The organism is Glycomyces sp. NPDC047010 (assembly GCF_040644205.1).
Classification (GTDB): domain Bacteria; phylum Actinomycetota; class Actinomycetes; order Mycobacteriales; family Micromonosporaceae; genus Glycomyces.
The window spans coordinates 287,353-310,097 of sequence record NZ_JBEYVY010000005.1 but is presented as its reverse complement, the minus strand read 5'-3'; the positions used below and the strand labels follow the sequence as shown (position 1 = coordinate 310,097).

Genomic DNA, 22,745 nt, shown 5'->3' with positions numbered 1-22,745 from the left:
CCCTACGCCCCCAAGCGTTGGCGCGGTGCGGGGAGTGTCAGTCCCCGCTGCCTTCGAGGACCTGCTCCATGAGCGTCCCGGAGATCTCGGCGGCCTTCGCGGAGGCGCCGTCGCCGTACGAGTCGAGGAACACGGCGACGGCCACGGCCGGCTCGCCGTCCTTGTCCATCGCCCACCCGTGGAACCAGCCGTGGTCGGGCAGGGTGTTCTCGCTGGACGCGGACTGCTCGGCCGTACCGGTCTTCCCGCCGACGGTGTACCCGCTGATCTGGGCGTTGGAGCCGGTGCCGTTCTCGACGACGCCCTCCATGATCGTCTGGAGCTCCTGGGCGGTGTCGACGTCGATGACGCGCCCGGCGGAGTCCTCGGGGCCGTTCTGCACGGTCTCGCCCTTGGAGTCGGTGAGCGCGGCGATGAGCTGCGGCTCCATCCGCTCGCCCTCGTTGGCGATGGTGGCGGCGATGATCGCGTTCTGGAGGACGGTCTCGCGCACATCCTGCTGGCCGATGCACGCCTGGGCGCGGAACGCGTCCTCGGAGAGGTCGCCGGTCTGGGAGGCGAGGCTCGACAGCGGGGTCTCGAACGCCTCGCCGAACCCGAACTTCCCGGCCATCTCGGAGATCTGGTCGGCCGAGAGCTCCTCGACGCACAGCCGCGCGAACGTCGTGTTGCAGGACTTCGCGAACGCCTCGGCGAGCGTGTACTCCTGGTTCGGGCACTGGTCGGAGGAGTTGGTGATGGTGTGGTTCGTGTCCGGGGCGGTGTACTCGTTGCCCGCGGGGACCATCGTGTCGGCGGTCGCGCCCATGTCCTCGATGAGGGCCGCGGCGACGATCGTCTTGAACGTCGAGCCGGGCGGGTACCACTCGGAGCGGGTGCGGTCGAGCGCCGGGTTGTCCCCGCCCTCGCCCTCCTGCGCGATGAGGTCGCTCCACGCCGAGTTGGCGGTGTCGCCGTCGTTGGAGGACACGTCGGTGGGGTTCCAGCCCGGGTAGGACGCCTGCGCGAGGATCTGCCCGGTCTGCGGGTCGATGACGACCGCGCCGCCCTTGACGCCGGAGTCGGCGAGCGCCTCGTAGGCGGTCTGCTGGAGGGCCGGGTCGATCGTGGTGATCACGTTCCCGCCGGGCTTCTGGTCCTTCTTCACGGTGGCCCAGAAGTCGTCGAAGGCGAGGAGCGAGCTGGAGCCGTTGAGGATCGAGTTCTCAGCCGCCTCCAGGTTCGTGGCGCCGTAGATGAACGACTTGTAGCCGGTGATGTTCGCGAAGGCGTCGCCCTCGGGGTACTGGCGCTCGTAGACGTAGAAGTCGCCGTCGGTCTCGACCGACTGGGCGATGACGGTGTCGCCCGCGAGGATCTGGCCGCGCGGCACCGAGTACTCGGAGACGACGGCGCGGGCGTCGAGCTGGCCCTGGTAGTCGTCGTGGTGGAAGAAGCCCACCCAGGTGACCTGGGCGATGAGGGCGCCCAGCAGGATCAGCGCGAGGACGCCGGTGCGGCGCAGGGCCGGGTTCATCGACCGCCCTCCTTGTTCTCGGTTCGCGGGTCGAACGCCGACGGCGGCGGCGGTGGCGGGGTCTGGGGGGCGGGCCGGGTCGGGGGCCGCTGCGGGCCGCCCGCCGGACCCCCGTAGGCGGAGCCGGGAGGCGACGGCGGGGTCTGGGGGCGGTACGGCTGCGTGCCGGGCGCCTGCGGCGATCCGGGGCCCGCGGGCGGGGGCGAGTACGGGGCCGTCGGGGCGCTCGGGCCGGGGCCGGTCGGGGGCGAGGACGGGCCTTGGCGGGTCGGGGAGACGACGTCCTCCTCCATGGTGCCGCCGGGTCCGGGCGAGCCGGGGAGGTGGCCGGGGATGATGAGCTCGGTGGGCTGGTCGCCGCCGGGGATCGGGCCGGAGTCCATGACGCCCGCGGCGTCGGCCTTCGCGGCCTCCTCGGCGGCGCGCTTGGCGGCCTGCTGGGCGAGGAACTCCGGCGGGGCCTCGGTCTTCATGAGGCCGTAGGACGCCTGCCAGGGCTTGCGGGCGTCGTCGGAGACGCGCACGAGCAGGCCCACGAGCAGCCAGGAGCCGACGAGCGAGGAGCCGCCCGCGGCGAGGAACGTCGTGGTCTGGCCGGTCATGGGGATGAGCCCGGTGACGCCGCCGAACACGACGAACAGCTGGAACGCCACCAGGAACGCCAGGCCCCCGGCGAGGAGCTTCCCGAACAGGTCCCGCGACATGATGCCGGTCTTGAAGCCGCGCTCGACGAGCACTGCGTACAGCAGCAGGATCGCGGTGAGCCCGAGGAGGCCGACCTCCTCGCCGATCGCGGCGAGGATGAAGTCCGACTCGGAGGCGGGGATGCGGTTCGGGTTGCCCGAGCCGGGGCCGTTCCCGAGGAGCCCGCCCGAGTTGAGCGCGACCAGGCCCTGCACGAGCTGGTACGAGGAGGTGACGGGGTCCTCGACGTACTTCCACGGGTCGAGCCAGATGGCCACGCGCACTTGGAGGTGCGAGAAGAACGGGTAGATCGCGATGCAGCCGCCGATGAACATGGTGAGGCCGATGAGGATCCACGACGCGCGCCGCGTCGCCATGTACAGCATCGAGAGGAAGATCGCGAACAGGAGCAGCGAGGTGCCGAGGTCACGCTCGAAGATGAGCATGAGGAGGCTGGCGGCCCAGACGATCACGATGGGCCCCAGGTCCTTCATGCGCGGCAGCTGGAGGCCGAGGATCTTCTTCCCCGCCACCGACAGCATGTCGCGCTTGCGCACCAGGTACACCGCGAAGAAGATCAGCAGCATCAGCTTCGCGAACTCGCTGGGCTGCACCGAGAACGACCCGAAGCGGATCCAGTTCTTGGAGCCGCCCGACTCCGAGATCGACGCGGGCAGGAACCCCGGCAGGGCCGCGAACGCGATGCCCGCGAACAGGAGGATGTACGCGTACCCGCGGAGCATCCGGTGGTTGCGGACCACCGCGAGCAGCACGGCCATGACCACCACGGCGGCCATGTAGTACATGAGCTGGCGCCCGCCCGAGCCCGCGAACACGCCCGCGTCCGCGGGCAGCGCGTTGTCGGTGAGCGCGGTCCGGTCGATGCGGCGGATGTAGACGATGCCGATGCCGGAGAGGAACGCGGCGACCGGGACGAACAGCGGGTCCGCGTACGGGGCGAGGAACTTCACGGCCGTCCACGCGCACATGGACACCGCGAAGATGAGGATCGGCAGCACGAACGTGACCGAAGTGGTCTCCCTGGTGAGCGCCAGGTCGATCGTCAACTGGAAGCAGAAGACCCCGATGCCGCCCATGAGGAGCATGACGATCTCGCGGCCGATCCGCTTGGGCATCCCCGAAAGCGGCGTCAGCGGCGTCTCCGACGGGCCCACCGGTCGGGCGGTGGCCGACATGGGCTGGGCCATCGGTTCCCCTAGCGTCTCGAAGTGTTACGGGCGCCCCCGCGCCGGTCCGTCTGCGCTGTGAGCGTACAACGGTGACGCTCAGTCGTCGCGGCAGTCCTTTGAAGCGGTAGGCACCGCCTCAGTGTCCGAAACGGAGCACAGCGGGTCGAGGTTCGCATTGGACGCGGCGCCGTCGATCAGCTCGTCGAGCTCGTCCTCCGCGGCGGTCTGGCCGTCCACCCGGATGCCGTCCTCCAGGTCGGCTTCGACCGCGTCGGTCGCCTCCGAGGCGGGCCGCTCGGACTCCATCTCCAGCCAGGCCGCGCGCAGCCCGGCCACCTCAAAAGGGAGGCCCCGGTAGACGCTGATGTTGCCCGCGTCCGACACCCCGATGAAGTACTGCGTGCGCACCCACCACGCGCCCGCGCCGGCCGCGAGGACCAGCACGATCAGGCAGGACAGGACGGTCCGCCACACCCGGCCGCGCTTCTTGGCCTTCTTCCCGTCCTCGGGGGCCTCGGCGCGCAGGTCGACGGTCTCGTCGCCGCCGGGCTCGGCCGCGTCCTCCTTCACGGCGCGGAGCACCGCGGTGTCGGACTCGGCGAGCCGCTGGTCGGCGGCCGCGCCGCCGATGATCTGGCGCTGCTCGCCCGGGTGCTCCGCGACGACGTCGGCGATGAGCACCGTGACGTTGTCGGGGGCGCCCGCGTCGAGGGCCTGCTGCACGAGGGTCTCGGCGGCCTCCTGCGGGGAGGCGGCGGTCTGGAGGGTCCGGGCGATGTCGGCGTCCGACACGGGCCCGGAGAGGCCGTCGGAGCACAGCAGCAGCCGGTCGCCCACGACGCCCTTGATGGTCTGGAACGCGGGCTCGACCTCGGAGGCGCCGAGCGCGCGCAGCAGCAGCGACCGCTGCGGGTGCCGCTCCGCCTCCTCGGCGGTGATGCGGCCCTCGTCGACGAGCATCTGCACGTACGTGTCGTCGACGGTGACCTGCTCGAACGCGCCCTCGCGCAGCCGGTACGCCCGCGAGTCGCCGATGTGCACGAGGTTGAACCACTCGCCGTCGAACCACAGGGCCGTGAGCGTGGTGCCCATGCCCTCCTTCTGCGGGTCGTCGGCGACGCAGCGGCGGATCGCGCGGTTGGCGTCCGCGACGGCGTCCGCGAGCTCGTCGACCACCGAGTCCGGCGGCGGGGCGACGTCCAGCCGGGCCACGGTGTTGATGACGATCGCGGAGGCCAGGTCACCGGCGGCCATGCCGCCCATCCCGTCGGCCACCGCGATGAAGTGGGACCCGGCGAACACCGAGTCCTGATTGCCTTGCCTCACCACACCGCGGTCGGAGACGGCCGCGTATCGCAGGTGCAAACTCATGTATCAACCGCCGTAGCGCGGGGCACGCCCGCTGATCGATGCCGACATCGCCGCGTCATTTGCTCGGGCCTCAGGGGCGCAGCTCGAAGGAGGAGCGCCCGATCCGGATGGGCACCCCGAGCGGGACCGGCGTGGGTCTGGTGACTCTAGCGCGCCCCAGGTACGTGCCGTTCGTGGAGCCCAGGTCCTCCACCATCCACTGGCCGTCCATCGGCACGACCCGCGCGTGCCGGTTCGACGCGAAGTCGTCCCGGATCACGATCGTGGAGTCGGCCGCGCGGCCGATCGAGATCGGCTGCCCGGTCAGCCCGATCCGGCGGCCCTGGAGCTCGCCGGTGGTCACCACCAGCCACTGGGCGGCGTGCGCCTGCTGCGGCGCCGCGCCGCGCCCGGGGGCCGGGGGCGCCGACACCGGGCCCGCGCCCGGCCCGGCCGCGGCCGGGCGGCGCTGGGCGAGGAGGTCCCGCGTGATCGTCCGGGCCGCCGCGAACACGAACAGCCACAGCAGCACCAGGAAACCGAACCGGGCGACGGTCTGGACTATCTCAGGCATTCGGTGCTCCCAGCGGATGAACGAACGGTCTCAGACACGGTAGCCCACCGGCGCGCGCCCCAGCAGGCGAGCCGCCGAAGGCGCCCGGTCATCCCACCGCTACCCGCAAGGGCCCGTGGGCTTCTCATCATGCGGAAACGACGGCGCCCCGATCGGCGTGGATCGGGGCGGGCCGTTCGTACTGCGGACTACCCCGCCTGGAGGGTGAGGGAGGTGGTGCCGATCTGGATGACGTCGCCGGGCTGCATGGAGACGGTGGCGATCCGCTGGCCGTTGACCAGGGTGCCGTTCGTCGAGCCGAGGTCGGTGACCGACACCTGGCGGCCGTCGAAGTCCACCCGGACATGGCGCCGCGAGATCCCCACGTCGGGGAGGCGGATCTGCGCCTGCTCGCCGCGGCCGATGACCGTGGCGCCGTGCGCGACCGTGAACTGGCGGCCGTCGGCGGTGACGAGCACCGGGCCCGTGGGGGCCTGCGGGTGCGCGGGGCCGTAGCCGCCGCCCGACACCGGCTGGTCGACGCCCTCGTTGAGGGCCGCGACCTCGGCGGTCACGCGGAACATGCCCGTGTCCAGGCCCTCGCCGCGCTCGATCTCGACGATCACGTCGCCGTAGACGGTCCAGCCGTTCTCGCCGATGAACTCGGCCTGCGACTGGGCGAGCTCCTGCGCCAGCGCGGCCGCGTACGGGGCGAGCCGGTCGTGGTCGGGGGGCGAGAGGTCGATGACGTACCGGTTGGGCACCAGCACGCGGCCACCGGCGAGGACCGCCTTGTGGGTCTCGGCCTCCCGCTGCATGGCGCTGGCGATCTCGACCGGGTGCACAACGCCCTTGAACATCTTGTTGAAGGTGCCCTCGAACAGGCCCTCCAGTTGTTTCTCCAAGCGTTGCAGAACGCTCACCGGTTCTCCCCTCCTCGTCATGTCCTCGTCATGGCGGCGCGAGGACGCACTACGCGTCGACTTCCGATGGTATCGGCTGGCTTCACGCGACGGCGAGGGGTTGAGACGCAACCGCCTCGCGAGTCGCTTTCATATCGTCTGATCGGGTGAGCCCGGTGTCGGCCGGTAGTACCGAATGTCGGGTAGGTCAGGCGGGGGCAGCTGGCGGCGGCGGGGTGAGGCGCGTATGGTGACGCGGGTGACAGATCGCGACTTCAGCTCATTCGTCCGGGACGTGCGCAAACGCGCCCACGTCTCGTTCCGCGAGCTCTCCGACTCCGCCGGGGTCTCGAACCCCTACCTCCAGGGCGAACGCGGTGTCCGCCGCCCCAGCGGCGCGGTGCTCCGCCAGCTCGCACTGGCCCTGCGGATGACCACCCCGATCATGTACCTCCGCGCCGGCGTCGGCAGCGGCGAGGACGGCTCGGCGACGCCCCTGGCGATCGCGACCGACCGCGAGCTCACCGCGAAGCAGAAGCAGACCCTCACCGAGATGTACGAGGCGTTCTGCGACCAGAACGAGCGCACCGCCAGGTAAGACCGGCTCCGGGCGCCGGTGGGGCGCCCGGATCACACCCCCGCTCAAGCCCCGGTCGGCCTCCGGTGTCGTACCCCCGGAGCACTTTTGATCCGGGGGCGACAGCGAATCCGACCGTCGCTCACCTTCAGCGCCAGTCGCGCAGGGCCTCCAGGATCGCGTCGTTCTCCTCGGGCAGGCCCACGGTCACCCGCACCCCGTCGCCCGCGAAGGGCCGCACCAGAATCCCCCGCGCCTCGCAGTGCGCCGCGAACTCGACCGCCCGCTCCCCCAGCGGAAGCCAGAAGAAGTTCGCCTGCGTCTGTGGCACGTCCGGCACCAGTTCCCTTGCGGCCGTGACGACCCGCTTGCGCTCGGACGTCACCAGCGCGACCCGGCGCCGCATCTCGTCCTCCGACGCCAGCGCCGCGAGCGCCGCCGCCTGCCCGGGTCCGTTGACCGCGAACGGGATCACGCACCGCCGCACCGCGTCCGCGACCTCCGGCCGCGCCACCATGTAGCCGATGCGCAGGCCCGCGAGGCCCCACGCCTTCGAGAACGTGCGGAACACGACCGCGTTCGGCCGGTCCCCGTACCGCTCGATCCCGTCCGGCAGGGACGGGTCGGTCACGAACTCCCGGTACGCCTCGTCCAGGACCACGAGCACCGACTCCGGCACCCCGGCGAAGACCCGGTCGATCTCCTCGGCGGTCAGCGAGGGCCCGGTCGGGTTGTTCGGCGTGCACAGGACGACCGCGCGCGTGTCGGGCCCGACGGCCGCGATCATCGCGTCCACGTCGTGCCCGTGGTCGGCGGTGTTCGGGACCTGGACCGACTTGAGCCCGGCCACCGTGGCCGCGATCGGGTACGCCTCGAAGGACCGCCACGAGTAGACGACCTCGCTCCCGGGCCTCGCGACCGACTGGAGCAGGTGGCCGATGAGGGCCACCGACCCGGTGCCGGTGGCGATCCGGTCGGCGTCCACGCCGAGGCGCTCCGACAGCTCGTCCCGCAGCGCCGTGACCCCCATGTCGGGGTAGCGGTGCACGTTCGCGACCGCGTCGGCGACCGCTTCAGCGACGCCGGGGAGCGGCCCGTACGGGACCTCGTTGCTGGAGAGCTTGAGCGCGTCGGGGAGCGCCTTGCCGGGGACGTAGCGGGGGATCGCCGCGAGGTCGTCGCGGATCGGATCGGTCATGCTGCGGGCTCCTTTTGGGGTCCCGCCTCGACGACGGCCGTTCCCGGCGACTTGTCGTGGAGGCATTGACGGAAGGGTTGGTCTCGGATGCACCATATCCCGTCCATGACCCAGAGGATCGCGCCGAACGGGAAGCACAGCAGCGGCAGCGCCGCGTACGACCAGCGCAGCAGCAGGCGGCCCCAGCCGAGCCCGGCGGGGGCGAGCGAGACGACCTTGATCCCCATGAGGCGCTTGCCGAGGGTCTGCCCGGAGTTGAGGGTCGCGGGGACCTCGTACGCGAACCACAGGCCGAGCGAGATGAGCAGGACCACCCACCACTGGTCGGAGGCGCGGGCGGGCAGCTGCACGTCGTTGGGGTCGTCGGCGCCGGCCATCTCCAGCACGTACGGCCAGACCGTCTGCAGGAACTGGTAGATGAAGTAGCCGTTGACGACCGCGTTCAGGGCGATGAGCGCGACGGTGTCCACGATCCGGGCGACGAACCGCTGCCCGGGGTGGGCGAGGACGCGGCCTTCGAGGATGCGGTCGACGTCGGGCCGGGAGATCCAGCCGACGGTGACGCCGAGGGACCGGATGGGGATCGTCCCTGGCGGCTGGACCGCGCCGGGCGTCCGCTGGATCACCTTCGGCGGCGGGCCCGCGCCGAAGCGCGGGTCCGGCGGGAGCTCCTGGACGCTGCGGTCCTGTGTAGAGGGTTCGGGGAGCGGCTCCGGTTCGGGGTCGACCGGTTCGGGCTCGGCGGGCGGCTCGGCGCCCGCGGGGATCGGCTTCCCGACCCAGGCGGAGCCGTCCCAGTAGCGCTGGGTGGACGGGTCGGCGGGGTCGGCGTACCAGCCGGGTTCGATCGTGGTCATCGTGGCCCATTCTTGCAGCCGCGGCTGAAGGTTCCCAGTCAGTTCGGACACAGGACGCTGTGAGAAAGGATCGCGAAGGGGGGCGGGACCGCTTGGCGGGCAAACGACACGGCCCAGTCGGTCAATAGCCTCGACTGGGCCGTACGCAACTTTCAGCACTTCCGACCGAGTTACCAAGCGTGAAGTCTTTTATAGCGGCGTCCTGCTCCTAGGTGCTGGACCCGCTGTGCCTCCCGACGGCTCAGGTCGCACGTGGGTGCTCGGCGGCGGTGCACGAATCCTTCCGATCTCTGGAGACCGTGTCCCCGGGAAGTCCTTCCGGATCCGTAACTCATTTCTACTCGTCTACTGACGGGTAGTAAACCCCTAACCCCAAAAAATCCGAACGGAGTTCTCGAATCGGCGGAGGCCCCGGCCGGTTCCCCTGATTCGGCACACTATGAGTGGGGTTTGGGTTACCTTGCGGGGCATCGGCGCGCGAGCGCACCCGAGCCGAGGAGGGCACCATGACCACCTACCCGCCGGCCTCCGACCCGCCCGAACCCGAGCGGCCCAAGGACGACGGGGGGTACTGGAGCCCGAACGCCGAGGGCTCCCCCGGCCAGGAGCCGTTCGCCGGGAACGCCGACGGCGCGCCAGGATCGCAGCCGCCCCCGCCGGACCCGGACCTGCCTCCCGCACCGCCGCCGCCCGGCCCCGCCGGGATCCCGCCCGCGCCCCCGCCGCCGGGCCTGGGCGGCATGCCGCCCGCACCGCCGCCTCCGGGCGCCGGGTACTCGCCCTACGCCGGAGGCGGCGCGGTCCCGCCGCCGCCACCGCCCCCGCCCGCCTACAACGCGGAGGGCGCCATCGGCGGCCAGCCGCGCAACGGCCTCGGGAAGGCGGCGCTGGTCTGCGGGATCATCGCGGTCGCGCTGTCGTTCGTGCCGGGCGTCAACTGGTTCGTGTGGCCGCTCGGCGTGCTCGCGATCGTGTTCGGGGCGATCGGGTGGTCGCGGGCGAACAAGGGCCAGGCGACGAACAAGAAGTTCGCGATCGCGGGGCTCGTGCTCGGCATCGTCTCGTTCTTCACGTTCTGCCTGATCTGGATCGTGATCTTCGGCGGCGCGAGCACGTCCATGTACAACACGGCGCCGATGTAGCCGCACGCGAGAGGGCCGGGAGCGCACTGCTCCCGGCCCTTCCGCTTGCCCGCTAGACCTGGAGCCAGGCGCCGCGGCGCATGACCGACACCAGGTTCAGGTCGTCGTCCAGGACGACGGCGTCGGCGTACTTGCCGGCCTCGATCGCGCCGACGTCGCGCAGCCCCAGGAGCTCCGCGGGCGTCGCGGACGCCATCTGGGAGGCGGCCTCGACGGTCTGCCCGCCCATGCGGACCGCGTTGCGGAAGGCGTCCAGGAGCGTGATCGTGGACCCGGCGATCGTGTCGGTCCCGGCCACGGTCGCCACGCCGTCCTTGACCTCGACCTCGTGGCGGCCGAGCACGTACCGGCCGTCGTCCAGCCCGGCGGCGTCCATCGCGTCGGAGACCAGGAGCGTCCACGCGGGCAGCGACAGATCAAAGGCGAACCGCATCGCGCCCGGGTGCAGGTGGACGGGGTCGGCGATCACCTCGGAGAGGATGCGCTCGTCGTTCATGAGCGCGGGGATCGGGCCGGGGTCGCGGTGGTTGAACGCGCGCATGGCGTTGAACAGGTGGGTGGCGGCCTGCGCGCCCGCGTCGATCCCGGCGAGGGTCTCCTCGTAGGAGGCGTCGGTGTGGCCGATCGAGGGGACCACGCCGCGGCCGTCGAGGAACTCGATGGCCTCCAGGGCCCCTTCGAGCTCGGGCGCGATCGTGACCATCTTGACGGCGCTCGCGCCGCCGTCCAGGCGCCCCGCCTCGATGAGCTCGGTCAGCTCGGCGATGTCGGGGTCGCGCAGGACCTCCTTGGCGTGGGCGCCGCACTTGGACGCGGAGATGTAGGGGCCCTCGTAGTGGACCCCGGCGAGGACGCCGTCGGCGACCAGCGGGGTGAGGGCCTTCGTGGCGTCCATGAGGAAGCCGTGGGTCTGGGAGACCAGGGACGCGATCAGCGTGGTCGTCCCGCGGGAGGCGTGGAACGCGGCCGCGCCGCGCGCGGACTCGGCGTCCCCGTTCGCCAGGGAGTACCCGCCGCCGCCGTGGCAGTGGGCGTCCACGAAGCCGGGGAGGACCCAGCCGGTCGGCTCGCCCTCGCGTTCCAGGATCCCCTCGAAGCGGTCCCCTTCGACGACGAGGGTCCCGTTGACCACGCCGTCGGGGGTGACGATCCGGCCAACGGCCGGGAGCATGACGCCGTCCACCGGCGCTCCTTCCAATCGATCCGGCGTGTGCAGGCCCACCCCGGTGCGGCACAATGATCGTGAGCGCGCGAGCACCGCTTGAGCACGGCCCGAGCGCCCCAGAGCATACTTTGAACACTATCGTGCAGACGGCGGCGGCCCGCCGCCGTCCCGAACCAGTACTTCCAGAGGAGCGACGTGGACCGCTACGCCCGGTGGAACACCCTGCTGGAGATCCTCGCAGAGACCGGACGCATCACAGTGGAGGAGGCGGCCGAGCGGCTCGGCGTCTCGCAGGCGACGATCCGGCGCGACTTCGACCAGCTCTCGCAGCAGCAGATGATCACGCGGACCCGCGGCGGCGCCGTCGCGGGCGGCATCTCCTACGACCTGCCGCTGCGCTACAAGACCGCCCGGCATGTGGAGGAGAAGCACCGCATCGGCACCGCCGCGGCGGGCCTCGTCAGCCCCGGCCAGGTCATCGCCCTCAACGGCGGCACCACGATCACCGAGGTGGCCCGGTCCCTCGCGATGCGCACCGACCTCGTCGCCACGCCCGGCTCGACCGGGCTGACGATCGTCACGAACGCGCTCAACATCGCCAACGAGCTGATCGTGCGCCCGCACCTCAAAGTGGTGGTCGTCGGCGGCGTGGTCCGGCCCCAGTCCTACGAGCTGATCGGGCCGCTCGCGGCCCCGATCCTGCGCGAGATCACGCTCGACATCGCGTTCCTCGGCGTCGACGCCATCGACATGAAGCTCGGCGCGACCAGCCACCACGAGGGCGAGGCGGCGATAAACGCCCTCATGGCCGCCCGGGCCCGCAAGGTCGTCGTCATCGCGGACGGCTCCAAGATCGGCGGCCACGCGTTCGCCCGCATCTGCCCCACCGACCGCGTCCACACCCTCGTCACCGACGGCAACGCCCCGCCCGAGCAGCTCCGCGGCTTCGAGGAGGCCGGAATCCGGGTCATCGTCGTGTGATCACGGCCGTCTGACGCGCGTCAGCGGTCGTCCCCGCTCCCGCCGAGCACCCCGCGCCGCTGCCGGTCGGCGAGCTTCGCGATGTTGTGCTCCGCGACCTCGCCCAGCGGCAGGTCGAAGTAGTCGGCGAGCACCGCCAGGTACCACAGCGTGTCTCCGAGCTCCTTCTTCAAGTCCTCGGGGTCCCACCGCGAGAAGTCGCCCCCCTCGTCCCGCACGATCTTCTTCGCCTTCTCGGCGATCTCCCCGGTCTCCCCCACCAGCCCCAGCAGCAGGTGGAACACCTCATGCGGCTTCTCCCTCGTCGCAGCCGTCCGCAGCGCCGCCTTCTGGTACTCGTCCATGTCCATGCGCCCGATCGTAGGTGCCGCGAGATCGCGGGTATCACCTCGCTGGAGCGGCCAACCGCGGCAGGCGATGTCGCGGGCTTCGGCCTCGATGCCAGGGCTCATCGGATCGCCGTCCCATGCGGGGCGCCAGTTCGTCGGACAGGTCTCGGGCTCGGTGAAGACGCCGACGGGCCGCGAACCGCAGCCGGTGCCTTCATCGCAGCTGATGCCGTGCACGGTCGGGTCTTCGGTGTTCCGCTCGACCAGGAACCGGATGGTGTCGCCCATCCCGATGTCCCGGGTGAACTCGCCGATCAGGTACCAGTGGTCAGCCATGTTGCTCCGCTCGGAGGCTGAGAGCGGGGACCGGGTAGTGGCCGGGCCTGCGGCGGTGGGCGCCCGTGGCCCTGTATCGGCGGCGCAGGTTCAAGTCTTCGGCGTTGATGTCACCAGCGAGCAGGGCCGCTTCCTGTTGTGCCGTGGATGCGGAGTTCAGGAAGTGTCGAGCGGCTGATTCGCGGGCGTGGCAGCCGTGCCTTCCCCAGCGTTCGCCGCACCAGTCGCAGCGGAGGCGGCCGAAGCCGAGCCAGGTCCGGTAGGGCTGATGCAGTTGCAGGTCGATCTTGGCCCAAGGGGGCACCATGTTGCGCGATAGGCTGTCGAGCGCCATGAGAATGCTCTTCTCCTGGTGTGCGCGGCCCGCCGGTCTAGGTTCCAAGCTTTCCCGGCGGGCCGCAGTCTGTGTTCGGCCCTATTGAGTTCGGGTTCCGCCCGCCCCGAGCGGCATGCGCCTCGGGGCGGGCGCGGATCACCGGCGGCATCCGCCTGCCCCCACCAAGGCAGGCGGTCTGCGAGTCAGCACCGCCTTCGGTGACCCTGAGTGAGGCTTCGACAAGTAGATCACAAGTGATGGCATCAGCCAAATATTGATGGCATCGAAATGAAATGCTCTCGCCTGGCACCCATCACTGCCGCACTCTGTAGGCTGGGTCGGCACCAGGCGAGGAAGGGCGATCGAGATGCAAGGCAAGCAGGGCTCTGCGGCGGCGACCGCCGCTGAAGCGCTGCGTCGGCGCATCCTCGATGGCACCTACTCCCCCGGTCAGCGTCTCCCAAGCGCGACTGCGATCGGCAATGAGTTCGGGATCGACCGCGGCACCGCCGCCCGGGTGCTCGCGCAGCTGCGCGAAACCGGGTTCATCATCACCAAGCCGGGTTCGGGGAGCTTCGTTCGCACCTTCGAGCCGATCCGGCGCTCGTTCCCTTCGCGGCTGGCCGCATGGCGTGAGGGCCAGGCGATCCAGGATGCCGACACCGGCAAGCGGGCCCGGATGGTCGAAGTCACCGTCGGCGAGGTGCCTGCAAGCGAGGCCGTCGCCGCCGAGCTCTCGATCGGCACCGGCGCACCGGTGCTGCGCCGCTCCCGCAGGTTCGCCGTCGATGACCGGCCGGTGCAGCTGGCCGACTCGTTCTACCTGCTCGATCTGGTCCGCTCGACCCCGGTCGTGTACACCGACACCGGTCCGGGCGGCGTGTATGCGCGGCTCGATGAGATCGGCCATGCCCCGGTCCGGTTCACCGAGCGGCTGCGGGCGCGAATGCCGCTGCCGACCGAGACCGAAGCGCTCGAACTTCCCGGCGGCACACCGGTCATCGCCATCACCCGCGCCGCATTCGATAGTGAGGACCGCTGCGTCGAAGTCACCGAGATGGTGCTCGACGCCAGTGCCTACGAACTCGAATACCACGCGGCCATCTGAACCCTCGGCGACGAGAAGAGCGAGGGGGCCCAGGCGCTTCGCGCCTGGGCCCTCTCGCTTTCGGAGTCTTACCGGTTCGCGGCGGCCGGGTCCTGGAGGCTCGGGTCGAAGAGGCCCGTGCCGGGGTCGGCGGGGTCGTAGTTGGAGGGGAGTTCGGTGGTGGCGCCGGTGTCGTCGTCCTCGACGGGCTCCTTCGGGCGGCCGAGGCGGTCGAGGCCGAAGGAGACGAAGAGGCCGAGGAGGAGCAGGCCCGCGTAGACGGCGCCGGTCCACTGCTGGAACTGGTCCTCGGCGAGGCTGCCCCAGACCAGGTCGAGGGACCACACCGCGACGGCGGCGAGGACGGTCCCGAAGACCGGGCCGCGCCGGCCCCACGGGCTGGTCCCGGCCAGGAACACCACGATCAGCACCAGCGGCACGAGCGTCAGCGACGCGTCGCCGCCGAGGACGAACATCCCGGGCACGCCCGCGAAGCCGGTCCCGTCGGCACCGCTGAACACGACCGCGGCGAAGCCGCCGAGGGCCGCCAGCAGCAGCGCGAGGAACGTGCCTCCGAGGAGCGCGAAGACCGAGGCGGCCTCGCGGTCACCGGTGCCGTCGGTCGCGCCGCGGACCTTCGAGAAGCGGTCGCGCACGGCGGGGACCAGGCCGAGCAGGCCCCCGGCGATCGAGAGCGCGGCCGCGCCCAGGAACAGCCACAGGCTCCCCGGGTTCGACCACGTGCCCGGCTGGCCGGTCGCGTCGAGCAGCTCGGCGAGTTCGAGCAGCCCCGCGAACGACCCCGCCAGCAGCACCAGCGAGGCGAGGCCCGCGAGCCACGCCGGGAGGCGGAACACCACGGTGAGCACCGTGAACACGATCGCGACCACGGCCGCGGCGCCCGCCGTGTAGGCCAGGCCCACCAGCGGGTTCGTGCCGACGAACAGCGACGGCACCGCCAGGACCAGCATCGGCATCGCCGGGACGGCGAGGTTCACCGCGCCCAGGCGCAGCGTCAGCCCGAAGCCGACCGCCGTCAGCAGCAGCGGCGTCAGCGCCGCGAACTGGCCGTTCAGCGCGTCCATCGTAGCGTCGCCGCCAAAGATCTCGTCCTGCCGCTGGTAGACCAGGAACAGCGCGTTCAAGGTCAGGAGCAGCAGGATCGCCTCCCACACGAACTGGAAGACCGTGCGGTCGCGGGGCGCGGCCGGGGACTCGGCGTAGCCGACGGTGACCGCAGGGCGGCCCGCGAACGGGTCCACGGGCTGCGCGCTCTGGGCGTCGACGCCGTTGCCGACGGCCGGGAACGCAGGGGCGGGCGTGGTGTCGAGGCGCTGGGTCTGGTCCAGGATCACGTCGTCGTCGCGGTCATGGGGTACGTACGTCATATCGTCTGTCCTCTATGGGGGGTCGAGGGCGGTCAGCGGCCGTAGCGGCGGTCGTTGTCGAAGCGGGTCCCGTAGCCGTCGCGCAGGTCGTCGAAGGCCCCGGACGCGCCGAACGGGTCGGCGGGCTGCTTGGGGATGCCGCCGGTCGTGTTGGCGCCCGTGCGGATCCCGCCCGTGCCCGTCGACCACGACTCGCCGCCCGAACCCAGGTCCGCGAGGTCCTCGTCGTAGCGCTCGTAGGAGCCGGTGTCCCGCGGGTCCTCCTCGCGCAGGTCGTCGACCGACCCCGCGCGGGACGCGGACGCCGCCTCGTTCTCGTCGACCTGGTTCATGGCCTCCACGAGCCGCGTCACCAGGAACCCGGCCACGATGGCGCTCAACGCGATCCAGCTCGGGTCGAAGCTCCAGCCGCGCGCCTCCGCCAGCCACATCATGGCGAGCACCAGCAGCGACGCGAACACCGTCCCGCACACGCCGCCGCGCCGTCCCACCAGGCTCGTCCCGCCCAGCAGCGCCGCGCCCAGCGCGAGCACCGTCAGCAGGATCGGGTCCGGCAGCCCGGCCGCGCCCGCGTCGGGCACGGACGTCCACGCGGCCACGACACCGGCCGCGCCCGCCAGGGACGAGGAGATCAGCAGGCCCAGGAACACCAGGCCGCCGCGGCCGTGCCGCTCGCCCACAGGGGTGTCCCGGATCGGCGCCAGCCGCGAGCGCACGCCCGCGAACGCGCCGACCAGGCCCAGGAACAGCGAGATGCCCGCCGCGCCCGCGAGCGCCGCGAGGACGCCCGTCTGCGGCAGCTCCGAGAGCGAGAACGCCCCCGGCCCGCCCTGCGTCCCGGCCCACAGGCCGATCGCGCCGCCGACCGCGCCGCTCGCGGCCCAACCGGGCGCGCGCAGCCACGCCGTCAGCGTCGCCAGGACGATGCCGGTGAACGCCGCCGCGCCGAGCCCGAACGCCAGGGCCATCGCCGTACCGGAGCCCGAGGCGTCGGTGAACAGCCACGCCGACAGCAGCGCGATCGGCCCGACCGCGAGGTTCACGGCCCCGACGCGCAGCGACACGGACATGGCGCAGGCCAGCATGAGCACCGGCGCGAGCGCCGCACTGAACGCGGACCACCCGCCCTCGGCGAACGGCCCGGACGACGAGCGGGTGAGGGCGAACAGGACGCCGCCGCCGAGGAGCAGCAGGCCGATCTCCCAGACCACGTGGACCGCCATGCGGTCGGCGGGGGCCTCGCCCCCGCCCTCCGACACGGCGCTCATCTGCGTGGTGGAGTCGCGCTCTTGGGATGGGGAGTCGAATTTCATGGGGCGCACCTCTAAACGCGCGAAATATTGGGGATATGGGGGGATGGGTCCAGCATCGGGTCGTCGGGGAGGGACGGGTCAGGGTCGGTCGCTGCGGTCCTCGTCGCGGTCCTGCGGGGGGATGCGGCAGGAGTGCTCCAGCCAGACCGCCGCGGCGGTCAGCAGTGCGCACGCGACGGTGCCGAGCACCGCGTCGGGAAGGTCGTCAGCGGCTGCGGTGAGGCGTCCTGCCTGGACCGCCAACCACACCGTGAACCCCAGGTACGCGCCGAAGAACGCGGCCCCGGCGATCGAGGCGGCCTTGCCGAGCACCGCGAAGCGGGCGATCTGGAGCGCGTGCTCCGGACCGTCGAGCCGCCCGGCACCGGGCGGCGGCTTCGCGTCGACCGCGGCCTCCTGGAGACGCTTCCCGCTGGGATGCAGCGCCTTCCGGGTGGTCCACGCCAGCCACGCCAGCAGCACGGCCAGCGCGAGGATCACCGCGGAGTTGTACCAGGTCAGGTCGGGGGCCTGCTGGTAGTAGCGGGCGACGAGGAGCAGGGTCAGGGCCGCTCCGGCCAGGGCCGCCACCGCGATGGTGGAGGCCGAGGTCGGCCGAAGGCTCGGCTGCGGACCGTGCTTCCCGTCACTCATGATGCTCTGACCATATCGGGTGGAGACGGCGCAGCGCGCGCGCGTCCGCCGCCACGGTGGCGTCCCGTAGCAGGTCCCTCACCCGGCCCTTGCCGGGGAGCTCCGCGTCGCGGTCCACCGCGAACCACGGGACCAGCACGAACGCGCGCAGGTGCGCGAGCGGGTGCGGCAGCTGGAGGCGCGGCTCCTCGGAGCGGACGGCGCCCGATTCGTCCCATACGGCGATGAGGTCGACGTCGAGGGTCCGGGGCGCGTAGGGCCGCTCGGGGTCGCGGACGCGCCCGGCTTCGGCTTCGAGGCGCTGGCCGAGTTCGAGCCAGTCCCCGGCGGTGCGCGCGGGGTCGTCGGCGATGACGGCGATGTTGTAGTAGGCGGGCTGATCGTCGTCGCCGCCCCAGGGGGGCGTCTCGTAGACGTCGGAGACCGCGGCGGGCGCGACGGCGGCGATGGCGGTCCGCAGTGCGGCCTCGCGGTCGCCGAGGTTGGCGCCCATGCTGAAGACGACCCTGCTCATGGGGCACTCCGCTCGATGGTGACGGCGACGTCGGCGAACTGCTGGGCGATCGGCGCCTGTGGCTTGTGGACGGTGACCTGGGCCGACGCGACGCCGTCGATGGCGGTGCAGGCGTCGGCGAGGCGCTCGGCGAGCGTCTCGATGAGGTTGACGGGCTCGCCCGCGACGATGGCGGCGAGCGTGTCGGCGAGGGCGCCGTAGTCGACGGTGTGCTTGAGGTCGTCGCTGGCGGCGGCCGCGGCGGTGGAGGTGCGGAGGGCGACGTCGATGACGAAGTCCTGCCCGGCGTCCCGCTCGAAGTCGAAGACGCCGTGGCGCCCGTGGACGCGCAGGCCGGTCAGGGTGATCAGGTCGGTATCCACGCGCCCGAGCCTACTAGAGGCGGCCGCGGAGTCGAGGAAGGACGATCGGAGGGCCGGTCAGGGGCCGGATTCAGAGGGCACGGGGGAGGGCAGCGAGGACGGCGCGACGGTTTCCACGACGGCTTCCACGGCGTCGGTGGGCGCGCGCTGCTCGGGGACCAGGACGCCCGCGTCGCGCACTGCGCGGCGGGCGGCGGTGCGGCTGCGCACGAAGAACCAGGTGGCGACGGCGAGCACGGCGCCCGCGAGGAGGATCGGCAGAAGCCGCAGGTTCGCGTCGAACCAGTGCAGGAGCTCCTGGTACTCGGCGTCGGGGTCGAACAGGAGCACCGCGGCGATCCCGGCGGCGACGACGCCCGCGCCGGTGAACAGGCCGGACTTCCACCACAGGCCGAGGCTGAGGCGGCGGGCGAGGATGCCCGCGGCGTCGAAGATCCGCTTGGCGCGCAGGGCCCGGATCGTCCCGACCAGGTAGGCGAGGCGCAGCACCTGGGCGCCGCCCGCGGCGAGGACGAGGCTGACGACGGTGAGCACGCAGACCAGGAGCATCCACTTGTGGCGCCACAGCCATTCGCGCTTGTGCTCGGCGGCGAGGAGCAGGACCACCGACTCGAACCACAGCACCGCCCCGGCGGCCCAGCCGATCGCCTTGCCCGCCAAGGCGAAACCGCCGTCGGTCCAGACCGTGAGAAAAACGGCGGGAATGGAGGCGCACACCGCGACGAGGACCGGGACCTTCAGTTTGAACTGTACGAACCGGGCGAAGACGGTGAGCTTGTCTGGGCGCGCAGGGGCATTCGTGCTCACCCTTCCAATTTACGCGTCTCGTACTCGGAGACGGGTGTCAGCCCAGCTCGCTGCCCGTATCGTGAACCCCATGCGCACGCCCGTGTCCTGGTCCCGATCGCAGGCCGGCCGCCTCTCCCCCGAGCGGCGGCGCTCCGACCTGGAGCGGCTCTCCTCCGAATCGTTCGATGTGGTCGTCGTGGGCGGCGGCGCCACGGGCGCGGGGGCGGCCCTCGACGCGGCTTCGCGGGGCCTGCGGACGGCTCTGGTGGAGGCGCGCGACTTCGCCGCGGGGACCTCGTCGCGGTCAAGCAAGCTCGTCCACGGCGGGCTGCGGTACCTGGAGCAGTTGGAGCTGGGTCTCGTCCGCGAGGCGCTCACCGAGCGCGGGCTCCTCGCCGGGACGCTCGCCCCGCACCTGGTCCGGCCTGTGCCTTTCCTGCTGCCGCTCAAAGGGGTCTGGGAGCGGGCTTACTACGGCGCGGGCGTCGCGGCCTATGACGTACTGGCTACAGCGCTCGGTGCGGGCCGCGGCCGCGGCGGCCTGCCGTGGCACCGGCACCTGTCGCGTTCCGGTGCGCTGCAAGCCTTCCCCGACCTGGACCAGGGCATCCACGGCGCGATCCGGTACTACGACGCGCAGGTGGACGACGCCCGCCTGGTCGTGGCCCTCGCCCGCACGGCCGCGTCGCTCGGCGCGGCCGTCGTGCCCTCGGCGCAGGCGGTCGGGTTCGGGCGCCGGGACGGGCGGATCACCGGCGTCGAAGTGCTCGACGTCGAGACGGGGACGCAGCGGTTCGTCAAGGCGCGCACCGTGGTCTGCGCGGCGGGCGTGTGGTCCGACGAGCTCGCCCGGATGCTCCCGGAGCGGCCGGGCCTGGCGGTGCAGGCGTCCAAGGGCGTCCACCTGGTGCTCCCCGGTTCGGCGATCGAGGGGTCGGCGGGGATCATCTCGCGCACGAAGTGGAGCGTCCTGTTCATCATCCCGTGGGACGGCCACTGGCTCATCGGGACCACCGACACCGAATGGCGTCTCGACCCGGCCCACCCGGCCGCGTCGGCGAGCGACGTCGCGTACCTGCTCCAGCAGGCAAGCGAGGTCCTCGGCCGCCGACTCGACGTGTCCCAAGTAGAGGGCGTCTACGCCGGACTGCGGCCGCTGCTGCGCGGCGAGACCGAGGAGACGTCGAAGCTCAGCCGCGAGCACGCCGTGTTCGAGCCTGAGCCGGGGCTGTTCTTCGTGGCGGGCGGGAAGCTCACCACATACCGGATCATGGCGAAGGACGCGATCGACGCCGCGGCCGTGAGCCTCGGCCCGGACGTCCCGCCCAGCGGCACGCGACGACTCCCGCTCCTGGGAGCTGACGGCTTCGCAACGTACTGGAACGCTCGCCAACGAATGGCATCCCGCAGCGGCCTCGCGCTCCCCGTCATCGAGCACCTGCTGCGCCGCCACGGGAACCTCACGCCGCAGCTCCTGCGCATGGTCGCCGAGCAGCCCCAGCTGGGCCGCCCGCTCGCGCGCGGCGAGCACTACCTGCGCGCCGAGGTCGTCTACGCCGCCCGCGCAGAAGGGGCGCTGCACCTCGACGACATCCTCACCCGGCGCCTGCGCCTCTCCATCGAGACCTTCGACCGCGGCGCCCGCGCCGCCGAGGACGCCGCGTCCCTCGCGGGCGCGGTCCTCGGCTGGGACGAGGCCCGCCAGGCCCTCGAAGTCGAGACGTACGTCCACCGCGTCGCCGCCGAGCGCCGGTCCCAGCAGCAGCCCGACGACGACGCCGCCGAGACCGCCCGCCTCGCCGCGGTCGACCTGCGCCGCCTCGCCCGCCTCCGGCCGATCGGCTAGACTCGGCTTCCGTCGCCCCAGTAGCTCAGGGGATAGAGCGTCGGTTTCCTAAACCGTGCGTCGCAGGTTCGAATCCTGCCTGGGGCACCAAAATTGTAAATATGGGAATGTATCTCTCTGGCATTCCCTGGCAACCTGACGTTCGATCCCTCGGGACGGGCGGCCATCCTCATCGGCCTAAGTACACTGCCGTTGTCTGTGTAGTCGATCTCGACCGCAGGACTCTCGACTCCGAGAACACCGACCGGAGCAGCGCGGTGCGGAGTTCAATCCCCGAACTCGCCAGCTGGCCTTCCCCGCATCCCCTTCGCGTAGTCATTGGTGATCCGAGGGTCGTTTTCAGGCGGGGTGTAGGTGCGAGTCTTGATGAGACCCGTGGTCCTACGTTCCGAGCGTGGCGGCTTCCGTGGAGCAGAGACCTGGACCGTAGTGGCACGAACTCCGGAACGGAGCAGGTCGGTACATCTTGCGCAGTGCTGCCGTCCGGTCTTGGCGTTCAATCCGCAGCATTCACATCGACCCGATTTCCGGATCTCGCGCTCGGTTTTGGCGTACTGGGTAGTCTTCCGCGCTTGAGCACGCTGCTTCCGACTCGCTGGTCGAGCGACAGCATTGGGCTGGGACTGCTTAGCCGCCCCTGGCTTGCCTTCGCAGGGCCGGCAGCGCGCACTGTTCTTCTTCGCGCGATTCCCGCATAGCTCGCAGAATGGCGAGGCCGGGCCGCTCGGCGCCCGTCGAGCCACGGCAATGGCCCGACTGCCCGACTGGATTCGGACCGACTTTGCTCCGCCACCCGAGTTCCGTTCGCGCGCGGCGCGCTGCTTCCGCTCAAGCGTGCCTGCTCGAGACGAGGCTCCGCGCAGTGGTCTGTTAGCGGTCAGTCTGCCGCCGCAGTATTTGCAGGCAGTCCAGTCAGGGAACAGCACCAGAGCCTCGCACTGCACGCAGTAGCGGTCGACCGGTCGCGACGAAGGTGTCTTTGCCATGGAGGGGTTCCCATCGAAAGCGGTCCGTGGATGTTACCACAGTCACAGAGATTTGGGAAGCTCCATTGTCGATGAGCGGTTTGGTTGACCGCAAGCGCTCAAAGGCTCGGTTTCATCCGAGTCGTCTATGTGGACGCGAACCGCCGATTGGAGTGTCGAGTTGGACGTTTCGAGCATGAAAGGCCCGGTCTCGTCGCGGTCGTCTCGACCTGTTCCCATCGGCGTCACCTCCGATGGAGTTGTGTCGGCGCCAGCGGTAACGTGGTTTCCTCGACGCGCGGACTGGCCCGCGCGGACCCCTCGACGGAAGGTCACGCCATGCCCAAGTTCGGGCGAGACGATGAGGACTGGTCCAGGCTCCTTGAAGCTGGGCGAGTGTTCCTGATCGAGCGCGCCAAGCTCGGTAACTTCACCAGCTACACCGAACTCAACGCCGTCCTCGAGCGCCGAATCGGGCTCGGGTTCGACTTCGACCAAGACGCCGACCGATTCGCGATGGGTCAGCTCCTCGGCGAGATTTCGAAGGAGCACATACAGGAGACAGGTCAGCGGTTCATGATCTCCTCGCTCGTCTATTACCTCAACCAGAACGACGTCGGCCCCGGCTTCTACAAGGAAGCGATCGAGTTGGGCCTGCTCAAACCGAAGCAGGACCGGCTCAAGTTCTGGACCGACCAACACAAGGCCGTCTTCGCCTACTACTACAAGAAGTAACCGTCTCCGCTCCACCT

Annotated in this window: 22 protein-coding genes and 1 tRNA gene; 7 read left to right on the top strand and 16 right to left on the bottom strand. The window is 71.2% G+C overall.

Annotation, left to right across the window (positions count from 1 at the left end):
* Positions 1–37: 37 nt before the first annotated feature.
* From AB0A65_RS12765 to AB0A65_RS12745, 5 genes are all read right to left on the bottom strand, one after another.
* The gene (locus tag AB0A65_RS12765; RefSeq protein ID WP_359950648.1) at positions 38–1,516 is read right to left on the bottom strand and encodes a penicillin-binding transpeptidase domain-containing protein; all 1,479 of its coding nucleotides are present in this window, start codon (positions 1,514–1,516) and stop codon (positions 38–40) included.
* On the bottom strand, positions 1,513–3,408 hold the full coding sequence (locus tag AB0A65_RS12760) for an FtsW/RodA/SpoVE family cell cycle protein (RefSeq protein ID WP_359950646.1): 1,896 nt from the start codon (positions 3,406–3,408) through the stop codon (positions 1,513–1,515). Before AB0A65_RS12760 ends, AB0A65_RS12765 begins: the two co-directional genes overlap by 4 nt.
* A gap of 78 nt (positions 3,409–3,486) precedes the next feature.
* Positions 3,487–4,716: a protein phosphatase 2C domain-containing protein gene (locus AB0A65_RS12755; protein ID WP_359950644.1), complete on the bottom strand. Its 1,230-nt coding sequence runs from the start codon at positions 4,714–4,716 to the stop codon at positions 3,487–3,489.
* Positions 4,717–4,831: 115 nt separating this feature from the next.
* Complete coding sequence (locus tag AB0A65_RS12750) at positions 4,832–5,314, bottom strand: FHA domain-containing protein (RefSeq protein WP_359950642.1); 483 nt, start codon at positions 5,312–5,314, stop codon at positions 4,832–4,834.
* A 188-nt stretch (positions 5,315–5,502) separates the two neighbouring features.
* On the bottom strand, positions 5,503–6,237 hold the full coding sequence (locus tag AB0A65_RS12745; RefSeq protein ID WP_106364180.1) for an FhaA domain-containing protein: 735 nt from the start codon (positions 6,235–6,237) through the stop codon (positions 5,503–5,505).
* A 217-nt stretch (positions 6,238–6,454) separates the two neighbouring features.
* Between AB0A65_RS12745 and AB0A65_RS12740 the strand changes: the two genes are divergently transcribed.
* Complete coding sequence (locus AB0A65_RS12740) at positions 6,455–6,793, top strand: transcriptional regulator (protein WP_359950639.1); 339 nt, start codon at positions 6,455–6,457, stop codon at positions 6,791–6,793.
* Positions 6,794–6,920: 127 nt separating this feature from the next.
* Here the strand turns inward: AB0A65_RS12740 and AB0A65_RS12735 are convergent, their stop codons facing one another.
* Both AB0A65_RS12735 and AB0A65_RS12730 read right to left on the bottom strand, forming a co-directional pair.
* Positions 6,921–7,970 carry a histidinol-phosphate transaminase gene (locus AB0A65_RS12735; RefSeq protein WP_359950637.1) on the bottom strand — a complete coding sequence of 350 codons (1,050 nt, stop codon included), beginning with the start codon at positions 7,968–7,970 and terminating at the stop codon, positions 6,921–6,923.
* Positions 7,967–8,827: an RDD family protein gene (locus AB0A65_RS12730; protein WP_359950635.1), complete on the bottom strand. Its 861-nt coding sequence runs from the start codon at positions 8,825–8,827 to the stop codon at positions 7,967–7,969. The genes AB0A65_RS12735 and AB0A65_RS12730 overlap by 4 nt, the downstream gene beginning before the upstream one ends.
* A 506-nt stretch (positions 8,828–9,333) precedes the next feature.
* Here AB0A65_RS12730 and AB0A65_RS12725 point away from each other — a divergent pair.
* Positions 9,334–9,969, top strand: coding sequence for a DUF4190 domain-containing protein (locus AB0A65_RS12725; protein ID WP_359950633.1), 636 nt, complete (start codon positions 9,334–9,336; stop codon positions 9,967–9,969).
* A 52-nt stretch (positions 9,970–10,021) separates the two neighbouring features.
* On the opposite strand, the gene nagA is transcribed toward AB0A65_RS12725, so the two are convergent.
* The gene (gene nagA / locus AB0A65_RS12720) at positions 10,022–11,152 is read right to left on the bottom strand and encodes an N-acetylglucosamine-6-phosphate deacetylase (RefSeq protein ID WP_359950631.1); all 1,131 of its coding nucleotides are present in this window, start codon (positions 11,150–11,152) and stop codon (positions 10,022–10,024) included.
* A 177-nt stretch (positions 11,153–11,329) separates the two neighbouring features.
* Here nagA and AB0A65_RS12715 point away from each other — a divergent pair, with 177 nt between their 5' ends.
* Entirely contained in the window at positions 11,330–12,115 is a 786-nt protein-coding gene (locus AB0A65_RS12715; RefSeq protein WP_106364185.1) for a DeoR/GlpR family DNA-binding transcription regulator, read from the top strand.
* Positions 12,116–12,135: 20 nt separating this feature from the next.
* Here AB0A65_RS12715 and AB0A65_RS12710 read toward each other — a convergent pair whose 3' ends face one another.
* Both AB0A65_RS12710 and AB0A65_RS12705 read right to left on the bottom strand, forming a co-directional pair.
* Entirely contained in the window at positions 12,136–12,465 is a 330-nt protein-coding gene (locus AB0A65_RS12710) for a nucleoside triphosphate pyrophosphohydrolase family protein (protein ID WP_359950838.1), read from the bottom strand.
* A gap of 307 nt (positions 12,466–12,772) precedes the next feature.
* Positions 12,773–13,114 carry a hypothetical protein gene (locus AB0A65_RS12705; RefSeq protein ID WP_359950629.1) on the bottom strand — a complete coding sequence of 114 codons (342 nt, stop codon included), beginning with the start codon at positions 13,112–13,114 and terminating at the stop codon, positions 12,773–12,775.
* A 349-nt stretch (positions 13,115–13,463) separates the two neighbouring features.
* Here AB0A65_RS12705 and AB0A65_RS12700 point away from each other — a divergent pair, with 349 nt between their 5' ends.
* Positions 13,464–14,204: a GntR family transcriptional regulator gene (locus AB0A65_RS12700; protein WP_359950627.1), complete on the top strand. Its 741-nt coding sequence runs from the start codon at positions 13,464–13,466 to the stop codon at positions 14,202–14,204.
* A 68-nt stretch (positions 14,205–14,272) separates the two neighbouring features.
* On the opposite strand, the gene AB0A65_RS12695 is transcribed toward AB0A65_RS12700, so the two are convergent.
* The 6 genes from AB0A65_RS12695 to AB0A65_RS12670 all read right to left on the bottom strand — a co-directional run bounded on the left by AB0A65_RS12695 (position 14,273) and on the right by AB0A65_RS12670 (position 19,200).
* Positions 14,273–15,571 (bottom strand): hypothetical protein, encoded by a 1,299-nt coding sequence (locus AB0A65_RS12695; protein WP_359950626.1) that lies wholly within the window; start codon positions 15,569–15,571, stop codon positions 14,273–14,275.
* A 32-nt stretch (positions 15,572–15,603) separates the two neighbouring features.
* The gene (locus AB0A65_RS12690) at positions 15,604–16,884 is read right to left on the bottom strand and encodes a hypothetical protein (protein WP_359950624.1); all 1,281 of its coding nucleotides are present in this window, start codon (positions 16,882–16,884) and stop codon (positions 15,604–15,606) included.
* 78 nt (positions 16,885–16,962) lie between these two features.
* Positions 16,963–17,517 carry a DUF3180 domain-containing protein gene (locus AB0A65_RS12685; protein WP_359950622.1) on the bottom strand — a complete coding sequence of 185 codons (555 nt, stop codon included), beginning with the start codon at positions 17,515–17,517 and terminating at the stop codon, positions 16,963–16,965.
* Positions 17,510–18,031 carry a 2-amino-4-hydroxy-6-hydroxymethyldihydropteridine diphosphokinase gene (gene folK / locus AB0A65_RS12680; protein WP_359950620.1) on the bottom strand — a complete coding sequence of 174 codons (522 nt, stop codon included), beginning with the start codon at positions 18,029–18,031 and terminating at the stop codon, positions 17,510–17,512. The genes AB0A65_RS12685 and folK overlap by 8 nt, the downstream gene beginning before the upstream one ends.
* Positions 18,028–18,393 (bottom strand): dihydroneopterin aldolase, encoded by a 366-nt coding sequence (gene folB / locus AB0A65_RS12675; RefSeq protein ID WP_359950618.1) that lies wholly within the window; start codon positions 18,391–18,393, stop codon positions 18,028–18,030. The genes folK and folB overlap by 4 nt, the downstream gene beginning before the upstream one ends.
* Positions 18,394–18,450: 57 nt before the next feature.
* A complete protein-coding gene (locus tag AB0A65_RS12670) occupies positions 18,451–19,200 on the bottom strand; it encodes a hypothetical protein (RefSeq protein ID WP_359950616.1) in 750 nt (249 codons plus the stop codon).
* A 70-nt stretch (positions 19,201–19,270) separates the two neighbouring features.
* Here AB0A65_RS12670 and AB0A65_RS12665 point away from each other — a divergent pair, with 70 nt between their 5' ends.
* The 3 genes from AB0A65_RS12665 (at position 19,271) to AB0A65_RS12655 (ending at position 22,728) form a co-directional block, all read left to right on the top strand.
* Positions 19,271–21,028 (top strand): glycerol-3-phosphate dehydrogenase/oxidase, encoded by a 1,758-nt coding sequence (locus AB0A65_RS12665; RefSeq protein ID WP_359950614.1) that lies wholly within the window; start codon positions 19,271–19,273, stop codon positions 21,026–21,028.
* A 14-nt stretch (positions 21,029–21,042) separates the two neighbouring features.
* Positions 21,043–21,118 (top strand) — tRNA-Arg (locus AB0A65_RS12660).
* Between the two features lie 1,214 nt (positions 21,119–22,332).
* A complete protein-coding gene (locus AB0A65_RS12655) occupies positions 22,333–22,728 on the top strand; it encodes a hypothetical protein (RefSeq protein WP_359950612.1) in 396 nt (131 codons plus the stop codon).
* The last annotated feature ends 17 nt before the right edge of the window (positions 22,729–22,745 follow it).